Source organism: Streptomyces sp. NBC_00286, assembly GCF_036173125.1.
In the GTDB taxonomy this organism is placed as follows: domain Bacteria; phylum Actinomycetota; class Actinomycetes; order Streptomycetales; family Streptomycetaceae; genus Streptomyces.
In genome coordinates, this window is sequence record NZ_CP108054.1 from 1,068,912 (window position 1) to 1,089,575 (window position 20,664).

Sequence of the window (20,664 nt, forward strand, 5' to 3'; positions counted from 1 at the left end):
TGAAGGCAGGCTGTCGGTCCGGTTAAGAAATCCTCGATGGACCGCACGCCCGCCACCAGGCAGATTGCTGATGCCCGGTACGGCCAGGATGTCGGCGCCCGCAGCGCCGTCCCGCGTACCGGAGTCTTCCCATCCCCTCGCGCACAGGAGCCGCGGCATGAAGGCACTGGTGAAGGACAAGGCGGAGCCCGGTCTGTGGCTGAGAGATGTGCCGGAGCCGTCCATCGGCCCCGGCGACGTCCTGATCAAGGTTCTCCGCACCGGCATCTGCGGCACGGACCTGCACATCCGCGCCTATGACGGCTGGGCGCAGCAAGCCGTGCGCACACCGCTCGTGCTCGGCCATGAGTTCGTCGGCGAGGTCGCCGAAGTCGGCCGGGACGTCGCCGACATCAAGGTGGGCGACCTGGTCAGCGGCGAGGGCCATCTGGTGTGCGGCAAGTGCCGCAACTGCCTGGCCGGCCGGCGGCACCTGTGCCGGAACACGGTGGGGCTCGGCGTCGGCCGCGACGGCGCGTTCGCCGAGTACGTGAGCCTGCCGGCCGGGAACGCGTGGGTTCACCGGACGCCCGTGGACCTCGACACGGCGGCCATCTTCGACCCGTTCGGCAACGCCGTGCACACCGCGCTGTCCTTCCCCCTGGTGGGCGAGGACGTCCTCATCACGGGAGCGGGACCCATCGGCATCATGGCCGCGACGGTGGCCGCGCACGCCGGAGCCCGCAACGTCGTCATCACCGACGTCAGCGAGTACCGCCTGGCACTGGCCCGCAAGGTCGGCGTCGATCTGGCGGTCAACGTCGCCGACACGACGATCGAGGCGGCTCAGCGGCAGCTGGGCCTGCGGGAGGGCTTCGACGTCGGCCTGGAGATGTCCGGCCGCCCCGAAGCCCTGCGCGACATGATCGCCAACATGACGCACGGCGGGCGGATCGCCGTTCTTGGGCTGCCTTCCGAGGAGTTCGCGGTCGATTTCGCCACGATCGTCACCTCCATGATCACCATCAAGGGCATTTACGGCCGGGAGATGTTCGAGACCTGGTACGCCATGTCGGTGCTGCTGGAACGCGGCCTCGATCTCAGCCCGGTGATCACCGGCCGTTATGCCTACCAGGACTTCGACGCGGCCTTCGAGGACGCCGCGAGCGGGCGGTGCGGCAAGGTCGTCCTCGACTGGACCGCCTGAGCCGTACGCGCCCTCCGCGTCCATCACGCCTTCGCGCCCATTCCACCCGTACGCCCGCTGCCCCGAGGAGCTCACCCGCCATGTTCGACTCCGTGCGCGACGACCTGCGCGCCACCCTGGACGAGATCACCGCCGCCGGCCTGCACAAGCCCGAGCGCGTCATCGGCACCCCGCAGAGCGCGGCCGTCGCCGTGACCGCGGGCGGCCGCCCCGGCGAGGTGCTGAACTTCTGCGCCAACAACTACCTCGGCCTGGCCGACCACCCGGAGGTGGTCACCGCCGCCAAGGAAGCCCTGGACCGCTGGGGCTACGGCATGGCCTCCGTCCGCTTCATCTGCGGGACCCAGGAGGTCCACAAGCAACTGGAGGACCGGCTCTCCCGCTTCCTCGGCGCCGAGGACACGATCCTGTACTCCTCCTGCTTCGACGCCAACGGCGGCGTCTTCGAAACCCTGCTGGACGAGCGGGACGCGGTCATCTCCGACGCCCTCAACCACGCCAGCATCATCGACGGCATCCGGCTGTCCAAGGCCCGCCGCTTCCGCTACGCCAACCGCGATCTGGCCGACCTGGAGCAGCGGCTGAAGGAGTCCTCCGACGCGCGGCGCCGGCTGATCGTCACCGACGGCGTCTTCTCGATGGACGGTTACGTGGCGCCCCTGCGGGAGATCTGCGATCTCGCCGAGGCGTACGACGCGATGGTGATGGTCGATGACTCACACGCCGTCGGCTTCGTCGGGCCCGGCGGACGGGGCACGCACGAGCTGCACGGTGTCATGGACCGCGTCGACATCGTCACCGGCACACTCGGCAAGGCCCTTGGCGGCGCCTCCGGCGGCTACGTCGCCGCCCGCGCCGAGATCGTCGCGCTGCTGCGCCAGCGCTCGCGGCCGTACCTGTTCTCCAACTCGCTCGCACCGGTCATCGCCGCCGCGTCCCTGAAGGTCCTGGACCTCCTGGAGGACACCGACACGGGACTCGGGGCCGCACTGCGGCAGCAACTGGCCGGAAACACCGCGCTGTTCCGGACGCGGATGGCGGAGGAAGGGTTCGACATCCTGCCCGGCGACCACCCCATCGTGCCCGTCATGATCGGCGATGCGGCCATCGCCGGGCGGATGGCCGAACTGCTGCTGGAGCAGGGCGTGTACGCCGTCGGCTTCTCCTACCCGGTGGTCCCCCACGGACAGGCGCGTATCCGGGTGCAGCTTTCGGCCGCCCACTCCCCCGCCGACGTGGAGCGGGCCGTGGCAGCATTCAAGGCGGCCCGCGCGACCCTGGGAGACTGAGCGACATGATCGACATGCGGCGGCTGCGGATCCTGCGCGCCGTGGCGGACCACGGAACGGTGACCGCCGCGGCCGCCGCGCTGTACCTCACCCCGTCTGCCGTCTCCCAGCAGCTCGCGGCGCTGGAGAGCGAGACCGGCCAGCGGCTGCTGGAGCGCAACGGGCGCGGCATCCGCCTCACGGCCACCGGGGAGATCCTGCTCGATCACGCCAACACGATCCTCGCCCAGCTGGAGCGCGCCGAGGCCGAACTCGCCGCGTACACCTCGGGAGCCGCGGGCGAGGTGACCGTCGCCTCCTTCGCCACCGGCATCGCACTCGTCCTCGCACCGGCCATCGCGCAGCTCGCGGACACCGCACCAGGGATCCGGATCCGGGTGCGTGACGCGGAGGGCGACGAGAGCCTGCCGATGGTGCTGGACGGGGAGGCGGACGTCGCGGTCGCCGTGGAGTACCGCGGTGCGCCGCGCGAGGACGACCAGCGTCTCGCGCGGGTGCCGCTGTACTCCGAAGCGTTCGACGCGGTCCTGCCGGTCGGCCACCGGCTCGCCGGGGCGGGCAAGGTGCGGGTGGCCGACCTGGCCGACGAGCCGTGGATCGGCCCGTACCCGGGCAACCCCTGCCACGACGTGGTGATGCTGGCCTGCGAGTACGCCGGATTCCAGCCCCGGCTGCAGCACTCGTCCGATGACTTCCGTGCCGTCGTCGCCCTCGCCGGCGCCGGGGCGGGCGTCGCCCTGGTACCGCGCTCCGCCCTGCGGGGCACGGAGCTGACGGGCGTGGTGATCCGCCCGCTGGACGACGTGGCGGTGACCCGCCGCGTCTTCGCGACCGTACGGCGCGGCGCGGAGGAGCATCCCCTGATCCGTCCGGTGCTGGAGGCGCTGCGCGCGGCGGCAGAGACGGCCGTGCCGTCCGACGGCCCCGGCTCCTCCCCGGCCTGAATCCCGATCGCTGGGTGAACGAGACCACCACCTGTCGGTCCCCGACGATTCCCTGTCAAGTTCAGCGTGTGACCAAGCGCCGAACCTGCCGTTCTGGCACACCTGCAGGAACACACCCAACCCGACCGACGGCCAAGCGAGGCGGCGGGCGCACTGCGTCCGTGCCCGCGCGGTGTTGCTGAAGGCGGGGTGGGCGAATCGCCCTCCGACAGAGCAGATCGGCATGCGTCGTGGCCGTTGCGACATGGAGCAGGTGACAGGCGGAGAAGCGAGGCTCTGAGCAGCCGCACCGTGAAGGCGGCGGACTGTTAAGGAGCGATCTCATGGGCCGATACGATCTCGCCCTCATCGGCTTCGGCGGCGTCAACCGCGCGCTTGCCGAGCTCATATCTCAGAACGGGGAGCGCCTGGCCAGGGAGCTGGGCTTTGCCCTGCGGGTGGTGGCGATCACCGATCTGCGGGCCGGTTCCCTGGTGGACACCGACGGCATCGATCTGGCGCCGCTGCTGGCCGCCGAGCCCGGGGAGCTGAGCTTCGCGGGTCTGCCGGGCGGCAGCGCGGATCCGCGCAACGCGTGGGTGATCCGAGAGGTCCCGGCCGACATCGTCGTGGAGGCGACGTTCACCAATCCCGCCGACGGCGAGCCCGCCCTCTCCCATGTGCGCTGGGCCCTGGAATCGGGCAAGCACGTGTGCACCACCAACAAGGGACCGGTCGCACTCGCCGGCCGGGCGCTGAAGCAGCTGGCCGCCGAGCGTGGTGTCAGCTTCGAGTTCGAGGGCTCGGTCCTCAGCGGCACCCCCATCCTGCGCACCGCCGAGCGCATGTTCGGCGGCCTGGAGATCACCGGCGTCCAGGGCATCCTGAACGGCACCTCGAACTACGTCCTCGGCCGCCTCGAAGAGGGCATCGAGCTGTCGGCGGCCATCGCCGAAGCCCAGGAGCTGGGTTACGCCGAAGCCGATCCCACGGCGGACATCGAGGGTCACGACGTCCAGCTCAAGGTCATGATCCTGGCCAACGAGGTCCTCGGCGCAGACCTGCGCCGCGAGGACGTCTTCTGCGAGGGCATCTCCGCGATCACCCCCCACGAGGTGCGGGACGCCGCGTCCAAGGGGCTGCGCTGGAAGCTGGTCGGCTCCGCCACCCGCCACGAGGACGGCAGCGTCGACGCCCGCGTCGCTCCACTCGCCCTGCCGGCACACCACCCGCTGGCGGGGATCTCCGGCCCGGTCAACGCGGTCGCCTTCCACACCGACCTCCTCGGCACCGTCACGGTGTCCGGGCCGGGCGCCGGCCGCATCGAGACCGCCTACGCCCTGCTGTCGGACATCATCGCCATCCACCAGCGCCACGCGGACGACGACACCGCGCCCACGCGCCCCGTTCTCCTGGAGACTCACCGTGTCTGACACCGTCGTGCCCCCCGGCATCGAACTCGGCACCGACACGGCGCCCGTGCACAACCCTTACACCGGCGAGATCATCGCCTCGGTGCCCACCGTCGACGCGAGCGCCGCCGGCAGCATCCTGCAGCAGGCCAGATGCGGGCGCCGCACCGCGGCCGCGCTGTCCCGCGCCTCCAGAGCCGCGGTCCTGGAACGCGCCGCCCACCTGATCGAGCGGCGCGCCGGGTCCTTCGCCCAGCTGATCGTCAGCGAGGCCGGCAAGACCATCACTCAGGCCCGCAAGGAAGTCGCCCGCGCGGTCAACACCCTGTCCCTGTCCGCGGCCGAGGTACGGCGCAACGCCGGCGAGGTCATCCCCTTCGACTCCTATGAGGGCTCGGAGAAACGGCAGGGCTGGTTCACCCGCGAACCGCTGGGCATCATCGCCGCCATCACTCCGTTCAACGACCCCCTCAACCTGGTCGCCCACAAGCTCGGCCCGGCCATCGCCGGCGGCAACGCGGTCATCCTCAAACCGTCCGCGCTGACGCCGCTGTCCGCGCTGCGCCTGGTCGACACCCTCATCGAGGCCGGCCTGCCCGAGGAGATCGTCACCGTCGTCAACGGCAATGCCGACATCGGCGCCACGATCGTGGCCGCCCCCGACGTACGCATGGTGTCCTTCACCGGCGGATTCGCCACCGGCGAGGCCATCTCCCGCACGGCCGGCCTGAAGAAGCTCGCCATGGACCTGGGTGGCAACGCCCCGGTCATCGTCATGGACGACGCCGACCTCGACGAAGCCGTGGCCTCCTGCGTCTTGGGCGCGTTCTGGGCCGCCGGCCAGAACTGCATCGGCACCCAGCGGATCCTGATCGCCCGCGAGGTCTACGAGCGCTTCCGCGACGCCTTCGTCGCCCGCACCCAGCTGCTGCGCGTCGGCGACCCGCTCGACGAGCGCACCGACGTCGGCCCCATGATCACCCAGGAGGCCGCGGCCGCCACCCGGGCCAAGGTCGACACGGCGGTGGACGAGGGCGCGGTGCTGCTGTGCGGCAACCACACCACCGGCGCCCTGTACACGCCGACCGTCCTGGAAGACGTCCCGGCGACCTGCTCGATCTGGCAGGAGGAGGTGTTCGCCCCGGTCGTCGTGCTGCAGCCGTTCACGTCCTTCGAGGACGCCATCGAGCAGGCCAACGCCATCGACTACAGCCTCCACGCGGCCATCTTCACCTCCCGCCTGGACCGCGCCCTGACCGCTGCCCGGCTGCTGGAAGCCGGCGGAGTGATGATCAACGACTCGTCCGACTACCGCTTCGACGCCATGCCGTTCGGCGGCTTCAAGTACGGCAGCATGGGCCGCGAAGGCGTGCGCTTCGCCTTCGAGGAGATGACCCAGCCCAAGGTCGTCTGCGTCAACCACATCACTGACGTCGTCCAATGACCACCTTCCGTACCGAGCGAGAACCCTGGGCCCCTGGAGCCGGAAGTCGGTCGGCAGACCGACCGTCGGCTGTCCCAGGCGGCCGCCTGAACGCGACAGAAGCGGCCCTGGCCACCGGGGCGGACGTGGTGGACCTCGTGGTCCAGGACGGGCTGCTGGACAGGGAAGAGGCGATGGCGCTGCTCACCCCGGTGCCGTTGAACTCCGCCCTCCTCTCGGGCGGTTGACGACGCTGGACAGGGTGAGCGCGGTGACCGTGTCCCGTACGCCGGGCATCTGGGCGATGTCCTCCCAGATGACTCGTACGCGTTCCAGCGAGGCCGCCTCCAGGCGCACCATGATGTCGAAGTCGCCGCTGAGGATCTCGCAGATGACGACCTCCGGAATGCGTTTGAGCGCGGCCAGGACGTCGCCGCCGCGCATGCGGTCCTGGCGGTAGACGAGTACGAGCGCCGAGACGACATTGCCGGTGTCGTCGCCCGCGCGGACGATGGTGTAGCCGGCGATGTGGCCCTGGCGCTCCAGCCGTTCGATGCGCTGCCGCACCGCGTTGCGGGACAGCAGCACCTTGCTGGCCAGCTCGGAGTGCGAGATGCGGGCGTTGCGGGTCAGCTCGGCGATGATCTTCTCGTCGGTAGCGTCCACGGTCGACCGTCTCCTTCATAAGTCGGTGGAGATGGCAGCCCCCACGGCACGCGGATCGCGGGTGCCATGGGTCTCCTGCGGACCATGGTGCGTGCTGGTTGCTGATCAGGCTCAGGATGTGCCCTGCCCGGGATCCGAGGCGGCAGACGTCGCGGAACGGATCTTCATCCCGGTCACTGCGTTGCCCGGCCGGCACGTGGGCGGGCCCTGCGCTCGATCCGGCTCGCTCAGGTGTTGAAGCCGGGCAGCGACAGGTACTTGAGCTGCTGGTACTCGTGGAGGCCCTCGGGTCCGCCTTCGCGGCCCAGGCCGGACTGCTTGATGCCGCCGAAGGGTGCTGCGACGTCGGAGACCAGGCCGCGGTTGATGGCGACCATTCCGGCCTGCAGACGGGCGGCGACCCGGCGGGCGCGGTCGATGTGGGACGTCATCACATACGACGCGAGGCCGTGCTCGGTGTTGTTGGCCACCTCTATGGCCTCGGCCTCCGTGGAGAACCGGTGGATGGCGGCGACAGGTCCGAAGATTTCCTCGTGCATGATCGCAGCGTCGGCGGGGATGTGGTCCAGCGCGGTCGGGGCCGCGTAGTGGCCCGGACCGTCAGGGATCTCCGCCTTGCCGACGACAACGGCACCACGGGCCACGGCGTCCTCGACGAGGTTGCGGACCTTGTCCACCGCACGGTGGTCAGCCAGCGGACCGAACTCGGTGTCCTCCTGGCCTGGAGGACCCACCCGGACGGCGGCCATCTGTTCGCCCAGCGCGGCGGCGAATGCGTCGGCGATTCCCTCCTGGACCAGGAATCGGTTGGCGCCGACACAGGACTGGCCGCCCAGCCGCATCTTCGCAATCATCGCTTCACGGACCGCGAGGTCGAGGTCGGCGTCGTCGAAGACCAGGAACGGCGCGTTGCCGCCCAGCTCCATCGAGGTGCGCAGCACCCGGGCACCGCTCTGCTGGAGCAGCAACCTGCCGACCGGGGTGGACCCGGTGAAGGACAGCTTGCGCAGCCGGGGGTCGGCCAGCAGCGGCATGGTGACCGCTGCCGCGTCGCTGCTGGTGATCACGGTCAGGACACCCGCGGGCGCGCCCGCCTCGCGCGCCAGCTCGCCCAGTATCAGGGAGGACAACGGGGTGAGTGCGGCTGGTTTGAGCACGGCGGTGCAGCCTGCGGCGAGGGCGGCGGCGGCCTTGCGGGCGGCCATGGCCAGCGGCACGTTCCACGGAGTGATCAGCAGGCAGGGCCCGACCGGTTCGGCGACGGTGACGATGTGACTCTTGCCGTCCGGGGAGGGCGTGCTGCGTGCGTGCGGGCGGACCGCCTCCTCTGCGTACCAGCGGAAATAGGCGGCGGCGTAGTCGACCTCGCTCCGGGCTTCCCTGATCGTCTTGCCGATCTCCAGGGTGATGATCCGGGCCAGACGCTCACGGTGTTCGGTCATGGCGTCGGTGATCCGGTGCAGGACGGTCGCGCGGTCCCGCGGGCTGGTGAGGGCCCACTGGTCGGCGGCCGCGGCCGCCGCGTCCAGTGCTTTCAGCGCGTCTTGTGCGCCGCAGTCGGCGACGGTGGCTATGACTTCTTCGGTTGCGGGGTTGCGCACCTCGAAGGTGCGACCGCCGGTGGCAGGTTGCCAGTCGTGGGTGAGGAAGCCACGGGGGACGGATTGAAGGACTGCCGACTCCTCTGAGGGAGCGGTGAGCGTGTCAGTCATGCGCGTGGCTCTTTCGCTGGTCGCAGGCTGGTGTGTTGAGGGAGCACGATCGGTGGGTGGTCATACGGCATCGCCTCCGGGGTGGGCGACGCCGACCGTGTTCTCGACCGAGAGCAGGGAGTCCTGGCGTCCGGAGCCGAGCCAGCGGACCAGGGCCACCAGGCCGAGGGCGAGGATCGCGCCGGCGGTGAGGAGCGCGCTGACCGCGGTGACGCTGGGGTCGATGTCGAAGGTCAGGGAGTTGTAGACCCGCACCGGCAGGGTGACGGTGTCGACCGAGGACAGGAATTGGGAGATGTAGAACTCGTCGAAGCTGGTGATGAAGGAGAAGATCGCCGCCGCGATCATTCCGGGGGCGGCGAGGGGGAAGGTGATCTTCCGGGCGATGGTCAGACGCCCCGCGCCCATGCTGGCTGCGGCGTCCTCCAGGCGTTCGTCGATGCCGCGCAGCGTCGCGATCAGGATCAGTACCGCGATGGGTGCGGCCAGCACGGTGTGCCCGAGGGCGATGGCTATCGGGCTGCCCAGCATCGCGGCCGGCTCGAAGAGCAGGAACAGGCCCAGTGCGGTGACGATCTGGGGGATGACCAGCGGGCCGAGGACCAGGGCGAAGACCGCCGAGCGCAGCGGGAGTTCGCTGCGGACCAGCGCGGTCGCCGCGGTCACCCCGATGATCAGCGAGAACACAGTGCTCAGGCAGGCGATCAAGGCGCTCAGGGAGAGCGCGGCGGGCCATTTGCTGCCGTCGGCGAACAGCGCCTTGTACCAGTTCAGCGTCCAGGTGTCGGGCGGGAAGGCCGCGAAGGCGTTGTCGCTGAAGGAGGTGACCAGGATGACCACGATCGGCAGCGCCAAAAACAGCAGGATCACGGTGGCGACAGCGGTCAGGACGATCCGCCCAGTGAGGGTCTTACGCAGCTCCATCATGAGGCGTTCCTCTTCTTACGGCTGGCGCCCAGCGAGCTGACGGCCTTGACCAGCAGCAGTCCGGCGAGGGTGAGGACCAGCAGGATGACGCCTTGCGCGGCGGCCCCGTTCCACTGGTTTTCCTTGGTCACCTGCTGGTTGATGAGGGTGGCGATCATCGTCTGGTTGGGTCCGCCCATCAGGGCCGGGGTGATGTAGTAGCCCAGCGACAGGATGAAGCTGAGTAGTCCGGCACTGGCCAGGCCAGGCGCCACCAGCGGCAGGTAGATACGGCGGAAGATCGTCACGCGTCCCGCGCCCATGCTGGAGGCGGCCGCCAGCAGCCTGCGGTCCACGCCGCGCATCACGCCGTACAGCAGCAGCACCGTGTACGGGAGCATCATCGAGGTGGTGCCGATGACCACGCCGAGCTCGTTGTACAGCAGCCGGTACGGCGTCCCCGGCACCCACAGGCCGGCCAGGGACTCGTTCACCAGGCCCTTGTCGCCGAGCATGATGATCCAGCCGTACGTCCGTACCAGGGCGCTGATGAAGTGCGGCACGACCACGACCAGCATGGCCAGTCCGGCCCACAGGGGCTTGAGCCGGGAGATGGCGTTGGCCAGGAGGAACCCAAAGGCGAGACTGAGCAGCGCCGTCTCGGCGGAGATCCGCAGCGTGGTGAACAGCACCGAGAGGTTGACCCCGGTGAGGGCGTCGACGTACCAGTGCAGGGTGAACGATCCGTCGGCGTCCTTCAGGCTGAGCAGCAGCGTGCTGAAGATCGGGTAGACGAACAGCACCAGCAGGTAGACGACCACGGGTAGCGCGTACAGGAGGCCGACCCGGGTACGGCGGGAGGCGAGCAGCTTGCGCGGGCGCGCGGGGGCGGTGGCGGTGAGGGCGGCCATGACTCACCCGCCCTGTTCGACGGGGAAGAGGTTGACGTCCTCGGGATCGGCGGAGATGCCGACCCGCTCGCCGGTGACGGGACCGCGGCCGGCCGGTACTTCCAGGCGCAGCAGCGGCGCGTCGCCGCCGTCGATGCGTACGCCGGCGCGGACCAGGGTGCCCACGTACGTGGCGGTCTCCACCGTGCCCGTACAGAAACCGTCATCCGGGGCGCAGGCCCGCAGCCGGCCCGGCTGCACCGCGACCTTCACCTCGGTGCCGGAAGCCAGCTCGTGGCGGCGCGCCTTCAGCAGACCGCCACTGTTGTCCAGGCGGACCAGGGTGTGCTCGTCGGTGTGCTGCTCGATGCGGCCGGGCAGGAAGTTGGCCGCGCCGAGGAAGTCCGCCACGAACGGGGTCCTCGGCCGCTCGAACAGCTCCCTGGGGGTGTCGAACTGCTCGATCAATCCGTTGCGCATCACCGCGATGCGATCCGACATGACCAGTGCTTCTTCCTGATCGTGCGTCACATAGATGACGGTCAGGCCCAGTTCCTGCTGGATGGTCTTGATCTCGACCTGGAGCTGGTCGCGCAGCTTCTTGTCCAGCGCGCCCAGCGGCTCGTCCATCAAAATGACCGGCGGCCGGTAGACCAGCGCCCGGCACAACGCCACGCGCTGCTGCTGACCGCCGGACAGCTCGCGCGGGCGGCGGCCGCCGAACCCGGACAGGCCGGCGATCTCCAGCGTCTCCCCGACGCGTCTGCGGATCTCGTCCTTCGGCACCCCGCGCAGCGTGAGCGGGAAGGCGACGTTCTCACTGACCGTCATGTGCGGGAAGAGCAGGTACTGCTGGAAGACGAAACCCAGGTTCCGTTTCTGCGGGGCGAACCGGGTGACGTCGCGGTCCCCGACGGTGATGGTGCCGGAGTCCGGCTCGCAGAACCCGGCGATCATCATCAGCGTCGTGGTCTTGCCCGACCCGGACGCGCCCAGGAAGGTGACGAACTCCCCGGCCGCGATCTCCATCGACGCCTCATCGACCGCGACCACATCGCCGTACGTCTTGCGCAGAGCCACCACCGACAACGCTTTGCCGGTCGCAGTGGCCGGCTTGCCGCCGGCCACCTTGACGGACGGTGTGGCGATACCGAATTCAGCCACGAGCCCACTCCAGCCAGCGCTTGGTGACGGCCGCTTCGTTCTTCAGCCACCACTCGATGTCGGCATCGAAGCCCTTGTCGTAGTACTTCGGCGCCCCGGCGAGGGCGTTGCGCTCGTCCTCGGTGAGCTTGGCGTAGGCCAGCGGGGAGGACGGGTTCGACGGGAACGCCTTGGCCAGGGCCGCCTGGCTCTCAGCCTGCAGCGAGAAGTCCATCAGCAGGTACGCGTTGTCCGCGTTGGCCGCGCCCTTGGCGATCGCGTAGCCCTGGAACTGGCGGCGCATGCCGTTCAGCTGCCGCTCCACCGGCACGTTCTGCTTCTGCAGATCGGCCAGCCGACCGTCCCACACGGTGGACATCGTGACCTCCTCGCGGCTGAGCAGCACGCCGGGCAGCGGGCCGCTGTCCCAGAACTTCTTGATGTCGCCGCGCAGCCGGCTCATCACCTTGAACGCGCGGTCCACATCGAGCGGGTACAGCTTGTCCATCGGCACGCCGTCGGCCAGCAGCGCGAACTCCAGCTCCGGCAGGTCACCGTCCGGGCTGACCATCGAACGGCCGCCCTTGAACGCCTTCGTGTCCCAGAAGTCCGCCCATGACTCCGGCTTCTTCCCGCCGAAGGCGTCCGTGCGATACCCGATGCACTGACCGTAGAAGCTGTGACCCATGGCATGGTCGGTGATCTGGCTGTCGGGGACCTTCGCGCTCTTCAGGCTCTTGAGCCGATCCCCGTCCAGCGCTTCCAGCGCGTCCTGCTTGACGTACTTGGCGTGGGACATCATCGAGTTGTTGATGAGGTCGCACTGCGGGCGGCCCTGCTTGATCTGGGCCAGCAGCGGGGCGTCGTCCAGGTTGAGCACCTTGACCTGGATGCCGGTCTCCTGCGTGAACGGCGTGTAGATCGCCTTCTGCAGGGCTGCACCGTAGGAACCGCCGCTGTCGCGGACGATCACCGTCTTGCCGCCGCCCTTGCCGCCGGCGGCGGACGAGCTGCGGCTGGTGCCGGTGCCGCAGGCGGCGAGGGACGCGAGGGCGGCTATGCCGCCTGCTCCGCGCAGGAGCGCTCTGCGGCCGATCTGGGGATCACTCATGGCAATACTCCTCATTTAGGGACGCGTGGGACCAGCTGTGCGGGGCTTTACCTCGCAGGTGCGGGGGGTGGGATGGTTCAGGGCGGCGAACGCGGACAGAAGCATTGCCCGCTTGCGTTGTCGGTCGCCGCTTGGGCGGGTGTTCGCCGTGGATCGAAGTCCCCGACGACCTTGTTGTCGGGGCGACGCCGGCTAGAAGACGGGGTGAGTGGCGGTGGGGAAGCTTGAGCCGTCGCAGGCGGTGATCAGAAGGGGTGGCGGCGATCCTCACCAGAGCCGAGCATGAAGGCCTCGTGAGGGATGAGGCAGAGCCGGGCCTGCGGTTGAGGGACGTGCCGAGCGGTCCATCGACCACGGCGACGTGGGGGTGGCGCAGTTCGAGTGCGGCGATCGGAGCATGCGCTCGACGAGTGGTCGATCGGTCTTGCTGCAATCGGCGGTCGCCCGAGGCAGAGGGCGAGACGGAGAAGAGGTCGTTCAGCCCATTGCTGGTGGTGATGCCCAGCAGGGGTGTTCAGAAAGCGGTGTACCCGCCGTCGACGGTCAGGACCGATCCGGTCACGTACGACGACTCCGACGATGCGAAGAAGAGCACCGCGTCAGCGACCTCTTCGGGGGTGGCGAGGCGTTGGAGCGGGATCTGGCTCTCGCGCTCGCGGCGGTAGCCCTCGGGGTCGGGCCTGCGCTGGAACGCCGCTTCGATGATCGGGGTGGCGGTCAGGCCCGGAGCGACGACGTTGACACGGATGTTGCGCGGGGCCCATTCGATCGCCGCGCCCTTGGCGAGCATGATGAGGCCCCCCTTGGCGGCGGAATACAAGACCTGCCCGGCCATGCCGACCATGCCCAGCCGTGAACTGACGCAGACGAACGATCCCCCTGTCTCGGGCATCAGCGGCGCGAAGTGCTTCATCACCAGGAACGCGCTGAGCAGGTTGCTCTCGAGTACGTTCTTCGCGTCGTCGCGGGCCATCTCGGTGAGCGGACTGACAGCCTGCAGGCCGTGGTTGAGGACCACGACGTCGAAGGTGCCGAAGGACTCGGCGGCCTGCTTGGCCAGGTGCTCGACGAACGCCTCGTCATTGAGGTCTCCAGGAACATACAGGTCGTCGGGCTCAGCGCTGTCGAGCCGCTCCCTGCGGCCGGTGAGCAGCAGCCGCGCGCCCTCGCGGCGGAAGTGGGAACTCACCGCCTGCCCGATGCCACTGCTGGCGCCGGTCACCAGGGCCGCGACGTTCTTGAGTCTCATGTCAGGCGTTCCTTTACGGGGGAGGTCTGTCGGTTGCGGGCTCGGCCACGAAAATCTCGTCCCTTGCCGGTCAGTTGAGGAATCCGCGGGCGTCGACCGGCCACCGCTCCAGCGAAGTACCCGTGCTGTCGGTGACGATCAGTTCCTCGAAACCGAGGACGACCGGGCATACATGGTTGGGCACCACGGGGACGACGGTGCCGACGCTGGGGCGGAACTCGCCGTCCGGCAGCGGAAGGAACCCGTGGTACTCGTTGACCTTGGATAGGACCGCCTTCGTGCCGGCGATGCCGCCGTAGCCGATCTCGGGGCTTCCTTCTTTGCTGAGGGCCTTGTTGCCCACATCGACGATGACCTGGTCGGGGACCCAGTCGCTGACCACGGTGCCGGCGACGAACAGCGCGATCTGGTCTTCCGTGCAGGAGCCCAGCCGGGCGTTGTTCAGATCGCCGAAGACGTACTCGCCGGGACGGATCTCGGTGATCACGCTGCTGGTGGAGAACTCGAGGGTGGGAGTGGAGCCGGCGCTGACCACCTCGGCGGTGACCCCGACGTCGGCGAGGCTGCGTACCGCGGTGGTGAGCGCGGCTTCCTGGTCCTGCGCGGCGCGCCGGCGAGCGTCCCGGCCGGCGCCGCCGTGACCTGGATAGGTGAAGACGCCCACCGGCACCAGACCGCGCTTGCGGGCGGCGAGCGCGAGGTCGCCCGCGGCCTCGGGCGGCGCCCCGGAACGACGGGCGCCGCAGTCGACCTCGATCACGACCTGCAGCCGGTCCGGTTCGTCTCCCATCGCGTCGGCGAGGCCCTCGATCGCCGCGACGTTGTCGACGCCGACCCGCAGCCGGGCGGACTCGGCGAGCCGGCGGATCCGGGCTCGTTTCGTTCCCGAGGGCCAGATCGGGTAGGCGAGGAAGATGTCGTCGAATCCGGCCGCGGCGAAGACCTCGGCCTCACCGACGTTTCCCGCGGTGATCCCGACGGCGCCGGCCTCGATCTGGCGGCGCCCGATCTCCACGCACTTGTGCGTCTTGACGTGCGGCCTGACCTTGAGGTTGTGCTGGTCGGCGAAGCCCTGAATGCGCTCGATGTTGCCCTGCATGACGTCGACCAGCACGATCGGCGCGGGGGTGTCGATCCGCTCGACCAGAGCGTCGAGTGCTCGTTGCAGCCGGTTCATGCTGCCCTCCTTGTGGTTCTGCCTGGAATGTTTTAGGGGCGCGGGTGCTGACTCCCCCCTGGATGCCGACCGCGAGCAGCCCGCGATATCGCGCGCGCTTGCGTACACCGCCGTCGGCCCCGGCCTACACAGCGGTGCAGACCATCTGGATCTCGACCGGACTGTTGAGCGGCAACCCGGCGACACCGATCGCGGTGCGAGCGTGCCGTCCGTCCTCGCCCAGCACCTCGATGAGGAGTTCACTGGCCGCGCTGGCGACGTTCGACTGCTCACCGAAGTCCGGCGTACTGGCCACGAAGACCAGCATCTGCACGATCCGGACCCGGTCCAGGTCTCCCACCGCCTGCACAGCGGCAGCGAGCGCGTTGAGCGCGGCATGGCGCGCGAGTGACCGCGCCGTCTCCAACTCGACGTCCCGGCCGACAATGCCCTGACCCAGCAACCGACCGTCCTTGTAAGGCAGTTGACCCGAGATGTAGATGCTGGAGCCCACGGTCCGATGGTGCACGTAGTACGGGTTGTCACGGAGCTCGGGAAGGGCCAGACCCAAGGCCTGGAGCCGATCGGAAGCCGAGTCGGTGTTCGTTGCCGAAGTCACGGACTGGCTCATCGCGCAGCCTCCGCAGACAGAGCAGGGCACAAACGCTCGCAGTTGGCCGCGAGAACCTGCTTCGCATGAATTTTGATCATCTGTACTCGGACTCCCCTCGAGTAGCAGTGGCGACAAAGCGCCGTATAGTGCCTCAAAAGCGCCAGTCGATTGTCGTTTGTCGACCATAAGAGGGCCTGTCGAGCACTGTCAATACAAGCTTCAGTCTCGAATGCGACCTCGGGGCACCTCGTGCGGCTCGCCCCACGGTTACTCGAAGCGACGGTCGACGTCGCGGCCTGCGGCCGCCCGGGCGACCGCAGGCTCACCGGTCTCATCCGGGCAGTGCGCTCCGCCCACGCCGCAGTCGACGTCCTGGACGCCCGGCGACTGATCCGTCATCGCCCGCCCCTACGACATCTTGTCGTCCGCGGTCGTGCCTCCAGCATGGCGCACCGAGCCGTAGCCACGACTGAGGCCCCGGAAGCCGTCCTTGACTTCTCGGCATTGGTCCACAACGCCACGGGCGAGCGGGCTTGGACACTTCACGCAGGCGGCATGGCCTCAGGCATGCCGGGGAGCGCGTTCCCCTGCATCTCCCGTCTGCGCCCCCAGCCCCATGGGGAAATGGGCGGCCAGTTCCTGGCGGAACGCGTCGGTGTCGCCTTCCAGGGCAACCGCGGCCAACCTCTCGTGCTCGACGACCAATTGATGCGGGTCGTCGCTGTAAGTGCGGTGATCGACGCTGAGGTGGAGGCGCAGCTTGGTCTCCCAGCCGTTCCAGAGACTCTGCAGGACGCCGTGCCCCGACAGATCGTAGAAGAGCCTGTGGAACCGAAGGTGCGCGTCGATGCTGGCCGGGATGTCGTCCTTCTCCATCGCCCGGCGGAGATCCTCGACGGTTTGCAGGAGCCGGGGCCGCTCAGGACCGCGCAGTGCTTCGGCCGAGAGCTCGGCGGCGTACGGCTCGACACGTAGCCGGACCGAGTCGATCTCGGCGACCTCACGAGCGCTCACCTCTACGACGAACGCCCCACGGTAGGGGATCTTGACGACGAGCCCTTCTTCCTCCAGCTTCGTCAGCGCCTCGCGCAGCGGGGACCGGCTGATCCCGAGGTCCCCGGCGATGTGTGCCTCACGCAGCTGGCCACCAGGAGGTACGGTCCCATCGAGGATGGCGGCACGCAGTGTGCGGTAGACGCCGTCCGGCGTCGTTGTCCGCTGTTCCTGCCACTCGAACTTGTGGTCCACCCGTTGCCCTCTCTCGGTGCTCGTCGACCACTTGGTCGTTTGTCGACTATACCTCCGCACCTTCCGCCAGTTGTTGACACTCAATCCCTTCTGGTCGACAATCGACCAGCAGATGGTCGATTGTCGACCAAGCGAAGGCTGCTCCGCTGAAGCACTAGGAGGACCAGTGGTATTCGAAGTCAAGCCCAAGTTCGTGGCGTTCGACATGAACGGAACGCTGATCAAGTTCAGCATCAACGACGCGATGCGTGAGGTCCTGGGCGACCGGCTGCCGGCCGAGGTCGCCGATGACTACCTGCGGATCTGCAAGACGTACCGGATCGACGAGTGCACGGGCGCGTACCAGCCGTTCCACCAGGTCGTCGCCCGCTCCATGGAACGCACCTCGCGCAAGGTCGGTCTCGAGTACCGCGAGGAGGACGCGCGGGCGGTGTACGAGACCATCCCCACCTGGGGCCCGTACCCCGGTGTCACCGAGGCGCTGAACCGCCTGGCCGAGGAGGTCCCGCTGGTCATCATCACGAACAGCGACACCGCGCACGCCGTGCGCCTCGCGGAGAACCTGAAGGCCCCGTTCGAGGTCGTCATCAGCGCCGAGGAGATGGGCGTCTACAAGCCGCGACTCGGCGCGTTCGACTACATGTTTGACAAGCTCGGCGTGACACCCGACGAGCTCGTGCACGTCTCCGCGAGCCCGGCGTATGACCTGCGCTCCGCGGCCATCATGGGCATCAAGAACAAGGTGTACATGGACCGCGGCTGGGAGCACGACGAGCACTGGCTCGGTTACGAGCGGATCACCGACATCGCCGACCTCCCGGTCCTCTTCGGCCTCCCGCGTCCCTGACACCTGAGCGGAGAACGCAGGACTGGAGCCGCTCGTCCTCGCCGGCGACGCGTACGTCGTGCACCACCGGGCAACGGGCTCAGGCATCTACATCTCGGGCCAACTGCCTTTCAGGGACGTGAGTCGCTGGGTGTGCGCGTTGTCGGCCGGGACGTGACCCGGACTGGTCCGGATCGTGCACATGCGGGTCCGCCGTCCAGTACCGGCCCACGCCGTTCCCAGACACAGAAGAAGGACGCACATGAACGCCCTTGCGGCACCACCCCGAAACGGGGAGCTCGGCTTCTGGGTGGCCCAACTGGCCGACAAGAGGCCCTCATTCCCCCGCTTCACCGGCCAGGACTCCGTCGACGTGGCCATTGTCGGCGGCGGCTACACCGGCCTCTGGGCGGCGTACTTCGCCAAGAAGCTCGAACCGTCGCTCTCGGTCGCCGTCTTCGAGGCCGAACAGGTGGGCTACGGCGCGTCCGGGCGCAACGGTGGCTGGCTCTCGGCAATGCCTCCGGGAAACCGTGCCACCTTCGCCCGCGCCGGAGGAGGGCTGGAGGCGAGCCGGGCGCTGCAGCACGAATTCGTCGCCGGCGTCGGCTCCGTCCTGGACATCCTCCGGGCCGAGGGCATCAATGCCGATCAGCACAAGGGCGGCGCGCTCGTCGCCGCCCACACTCAGGCGGGGCTGGGCCGGCTTGTCACCAGACGTGATGCCGACCTGAAGTACGGGCTGACCGACGACGAAGTCCACCTGCTCGACCGGGACGAGTTCCGGAGCCGGATCAACATCTCCACCGTCCACGGCGGGCTCTTCTACAAGCACTGCGCGCGATTCCACCCCGCGAAACTCGTCTACGGCCTCGCCGACACCCTGACCTCCATGGGGGTCAGGATCTTCGAGGGCAGCCGGGTGGACGGTGTCGGTGGCAAGACCCTCACTCTGGCCAACGGACGCGTCACCGCGGCCAAGACGTTCATCTGCACCGAAGGCTATTCGGGACAGCTGCTCGGCAGCCGGACCCTGATCCCGGTCAATTCCTCGGTGATCGTGACCAAGCCTCTGTCGGAGGAGGCATGGCAGCAGATCGGCTGGGACGGGCCGCAGTGCCTCAGTGACTCCGCGCACACGTTCATCTACGCCCAGCGGACGTCGGACGGCCGTATCGCCATGGGGGGCCGCGGCGTCCCGTACCGCTTCGGGTCCGGCACAGGGGGAGCCGGTGCGACCGCCCAGTCCACCGTTGACCTGATCTCGCAGAAGCTCAGTTCCTTCTTCCCGGGGATCCCCTTCGAGGTGGACCACGCCTGGTCGGGAGTCCTGGGTGTCACACGGGACTGGAACGGCGGCGTGCACTGGGACCCGGCATCGGGGATCGGATCGTCCACCGGCTACGCGGGACACGGTGTCACGTCGGCCTACGTGGGCGGCAGGACACTCGTGGAGCTCGCCTTCGAGAAGGAAACCGAACGGACCACCCTTCCCTGGGTCGGCTACCGGGCACGGAAGTGGGAACCGGAACCCATCCGCTGGCTGGGCGTTCACGCCATGTACCGGCTCTTCGGTATTGCCGACCAGTGGGAAGAGCGCAGGGGTTCCAGCAAGACCTCGCTCCTGGCCCGATTCGGCAGCAGACTCGCCGGACTTCACGAGTGATCGAAAAGGAAACTGCTCTCATGGACGCACAACTCGCAGTCATCGGCTTGGGCAGCATCGGAAGCATGGCCCTGTGGCAGGCCTCCCGGCTGTCCGACTCGGTAGTGGGTTTCGAGGCCGTCACCCCGGCCCACGGCCGCAGTGCCGTGGGTGGGGACACCCGCCTGTTCCGCATGGTCTACCTGGGGAAACCCGACTACTACCCCATCATCGAACGCTCCCGCGGCCTCTGGGCCGAGCTCGAAGCGGAAACCGGGCAGGACATCTTCACACCTACCGGGGGGCTGTCCATCGGGACGGCGAACGGAAGCTTCATCAACAGCCTCCTCGAGACAACGCGCATCAACGGAGCCGAGCACTACGTCCTCAGCCGGGAGGAATTGGCGGAACGCTACCCCCAGCACAACCTCCGCCCCGACGACTGCGCCGTCTACGACCCCCGCGCCGGCGTTCTGCGCACCGACCGCGCCGTCAGCGCTGCCGTAGCGGCGGCCCAGGCGAACGGCGCCACCGTCCTTCAGAACACACCCGTGGACAGCATCACCGAAACCGAAGACGGCGTGGTCGTCGCCTCGGGCGACAGAACGTGGACGTTCGAGAAGGTCATCGTCGCCTCGGGCGGCTGGTCCCGAAGGCTCATGCCCGACCACCTCAAGGCCGTTACGGAAACCCATCGGATCGTCCTGACCTGGTTCATCGCCCAGGACGGCGCGCAGTTCTCGCCGGAGAACTTCCCGGTCTTCAGCCGGCTGTACGGTGATCGCTCCCTGTACGGCGCACCCGCCGTCGATGGCGTGACGGTCAAGGCATCGGTGGACGGACCGCTGGACGGACGCGGAAGGACAACCCCCGACCCGGACTCCGTGCCCAGGGAACTCACCCGGGAAGAAGTCGAGAAGGTCACCGACATAGTCACCGAATTCTTTCCCGGTCTGACCCCCACCATCGTGCGCTCCGACGCCTTCCCCGACCTTTTCACCGAGGACAGGCATCCCCTCGTCGGCTGGCTGGACGAGAACAGCAGGGTCTACTGTGCCACCGGATTCTCCGGTAAGGGCTTCAAGATGGCGGCCGGCTATGGTCACATCGCCGCATACGAGGCGCTCGGCAAGCAGACCATCGAAGGCCTGGACTTCGTGCGTCCGGGCCGGTTCAAGACCAGGTAGCCCACCCACTTCCGCCGCCTGGGCTGACGGCAGCCCACCCACCGCCTTGGTCCAACCCCTTCGATATCTCCGGGCGTTG

Annotated in this window: 20 protein-coding genes and 1 pseudogene; 9 read left to right on the forward strand and 12 right to left on the reverse strand. The window is 68.6% G+C overall.

Features of this window, described 5'->3' with window-relative positions:
• The first annotated feature begins 157 nt into the window (after window positions 1-157).
• The 6 genes from tdh (at window position 158) to OHT21_RS05045 (ending at window position 6,481) form a co-directional block, all read left to right on the forward strand.
• A complete protein-coding gene (gene tdh, locus OHT21_RS05020; RefSeq protein ID WP_328766999.1) occupies window positions 158-1,186 on the forward strand; it encodes an L-threonine 3-dehydrogenase in 1,029 nt (342 codons plus the stop codon).
• An 80-nt stretch (window positions 1,187-1,266) separates the two neighbouring features.
• Window positions 1,267-2,475 (forward strand): glycine C-acetyltransferase, encoded by a 1,209-nt coding sequence (locus OHT21_RS05025; protein WP_328767000.1) that lies wholly within the window; start codon window positions 1,267-1,269, stop codon window positions 2,473-2,475.
• Window positions 2,476-2,480: 5 nt separating this feature from the next.
• Window positions 2,481-3,419, forward strand: coding sequence for a LysR family transcriptional regulator (locus tag OHT21_RS05030; protein WP_328767001.1), 939 nt, complete (start codon window positions 2,481-2,483; stop codon window positions 3,417-3,419).
• 323 nt (window positions 3,420-3,742) lie between these two features.
• A complete protein-coding gene (locus OHT21_RS05035) occupies window positions 3,743-4,831 on the forward strand; it encodes a homoserine dehydrogenase (protein ID WP_328767002.1) in 1,089 nt (362 codons plus the stop codon).
• Window positions 4,824-6,254, forward strand: a complete 1,431-nt coding sequence (locus OHT21_RS05040; RefSeq protein ID WP_328767003.1) for an aldehyde dehydrogenase family protein — start codon at window positions 4,824-4,826, stop codon at window positions 6,252-6,254. Before OHT21_RS05035 ends, OHT21_RS05040 begins: the two co-directional genes overlap by 8 nt.
• Entirely contained in the window at window positions 6,251-6,481 is a 231-nt protein-coding gene (locus tag OHT21_RS05045; protein WP_328767004.1) for a hypothetical protein, read from the forward strand. Before OHT21_RS05040 ends, OHT21_RS05045 begins: the two co-directional genes overlap by 4 nt.
• Here the strand turns inward: OHT21_RS05045 and OHT21_RS05050 are convergent.
• From OHT21_RS05050 to OHT21_RS05105, 12 genes and pseudogenes are all read right to left on the reverse strand, one after another.
• Entirely contained in the window at window positions 6,438-6,899 is a 462-nt protein-coding gene (locus OHT21_RS05050) for an Lrp/AsnC family transcriptional regulator (protein WP_328767005.1), read from the reverse strand. The genes OHT21_RS05045 and OHT21_RS05050 overlap by 44 nt on opposite strands.
• 227 nt (window positions 6,900-7,126) lie before the next feature.
• Window positions 7,127-8,611, reverse strand: a complete 1,485-nt coding sequence (locus tag OHT21_RS05055; protein ID WP_328767006.1) for an NAD-dependent succinate-semialdehyde dehydrogenase — start codon at window positions 8,609-8,611, stop codon at window positions 7,127-7,129.
• Window positions 8,612-8,671: 60 nt separating this feature from the next.
• The gene (locus OHT21_RS05060) at window positions 8,672-9,538 is read right to left on the reverse strand and encodes an ABC transporter permease (RefSeq protein WP_328767007.1); all 867 of its coding nucleotides are present in this window, start codon (window positions 9,536-9,538) and stop codon (window positions 8,672-8,674) included.
• Window positions 9,535-10,428 carry an ABC transporter permease gene (locus OHT21_RS05065; protein WP_328767008.1) on the reverse strand — a complete coding sequence of 298 codons (894 nt, stop codon included), beginning with the start codon at window positions 10,426-10,428 and terminating at the stop codon, window positions 9,535-9,537. The genes OHT21_RS05060 and OHT21_RS05065 overlap by 4 nt, the downstream gene beginning before the upstream one ends.
• A gap of 3 nt (window positions 10,429-10,431) precedes the next feature.
• Window positions 10,432-11,571 (reverse strand): ABC transporter ATP-binding protein, encoded by a 1,140-nt coding sequence (locus OHT21_RS05070; protein ID WP_328767009.1) that lies wholly within the window; start codon window positions 11,569-11,571, stop codon window positions 10,432-10,434.
• Window positions 11,564-12,661, reverse strand: coding sequence for an ABC transporter substrate-binding protein (locus tag OHT21_RS05075; protein WP_328767010.1), 1,098 nt, complete (start codon window positions 12,659-12,661; stop codon window positions 11,564-11,566). Before OHT21_RS05075 ends, OHT21_RS05070 begins: the two co-directional genes overlap by 8 nt.
• Before the next feature lie 24 nt (window positions 12,662-12,685).
• Window positions 12,686-12,913, reverse strand: a pseudogene (locus tag OHT21_RS05080) (transposase); the annotation flags it as partial.
• A gap of 262 nt (window positions 12,914-13,175) precedes the next feature.
• Window positions 13,176-13,910, reverse strand: coding sequence for an SDR family NAD(P)-dependent oxidoreductase (locus OHT21_RS05085; RefSeq protein WP_328767011.1), 735 nt, complete (start codon window positions 13,908-13,910; stop codon window positions 13,176-13,178).
• A 70-nt stretch (window positions 13,911-13,980) separates the two neighbouring features.
• Window positions 13,981-15,087: an alanine racemase gene (locus OHT21_RS05090; protein WP_328767012.1), complete on the reverse strand. Its 1,107-nt coding sequence runs from the start codon at window positions 15,085-15,087 to the stop codon at window positions 13,981-13,983.
• 124 nt (window positions 15,088-15,211) lie between these two features.
• Window positions 15,212-15,685, reverse strand: coding sequence for a RidA family protein (locus tag OHT21_RS05095; protein WP_328767013.1), 474 nt, complete (start codon window positions 15,683-15,685; stop codon window positions 15,212-15,214).
• A 261-nt stretch (window positions 15,686-15,946) separates the two neighbouring features.
• Window positions 15,947-16,078: a hypothetical protein gene (locus OHT21_RS05100; protein ID WP_328767014.1), complete on the reverse strand. Its 132-nt coding sequence runs from the start codon at window positions 16,076-16,078 to the stop codon at window positions 15,947-15,949.
• 162 nt (window positions 16,079-16,240) lie between these two features.
• A complete protein-coding gene (locus tag OHT21_RS05105) occupies window positions 16,241-16,927 on the reverse strand; it encodes a GntR family transcriptional regulator (RefSeq protein WP_328767015.1) in 687 nt (228 codons plus the stop codon).
• A gap of 166 nt (window positions 16,928-17,093) precedes the next feature.
• Between OHT21_RS05105 and OHT21_RS05110 the strand changes: the two genes are divergently transcribed.
• The 3 genes from OHT21_RS05110 to solA all read left to right on the forward strand — a co-directional run bounded on the left by OHT21_RS05110 (window position 17,094) and on the right by solA (window position 20,585).
• Window positions 17,094-17,774, forward strand: coding sequence for a haloacid dehalogenase type II (locus OHT21_RS05110; protein ID WP_328767016.1), 681 nt, complete (start codon window positions 17,094-17,096; stop codon window positions 17,772-17,774).
• Between the two features lie 241 nt (window positions 17,775-18,015).
• Window positions 18,016-19,419 carry an NAD(P)/FAD-dependent oxidoreductase gene (locus OHT21_RS05115; protein WP_328767018.1) on the forward strand — a complete coding sequence of 468 codons (1,404 nt, stop codon included), beginning with the start codon at window positions 18,016-18,018 and terminating at the stop codon, window positions 19,417-19,419.
• A 20-nt stretch (window positions 19,420-19,439) separates the two neighbouring features.
• On the forward strand, window positions 19,440-20,585 hold the full coding sequence (solA, locus tag OHT21_RS05120) for an N-methyl-L-tryptophan oxidase (RefSeq protein WP_328767019.1): 1,146 nt from the start codon (window positions 19,440-19,442) through the stop codon (window positions 20,583-20,585).
• Window positions 20,586-20,664: the final 79 nt, after the last annotated feature.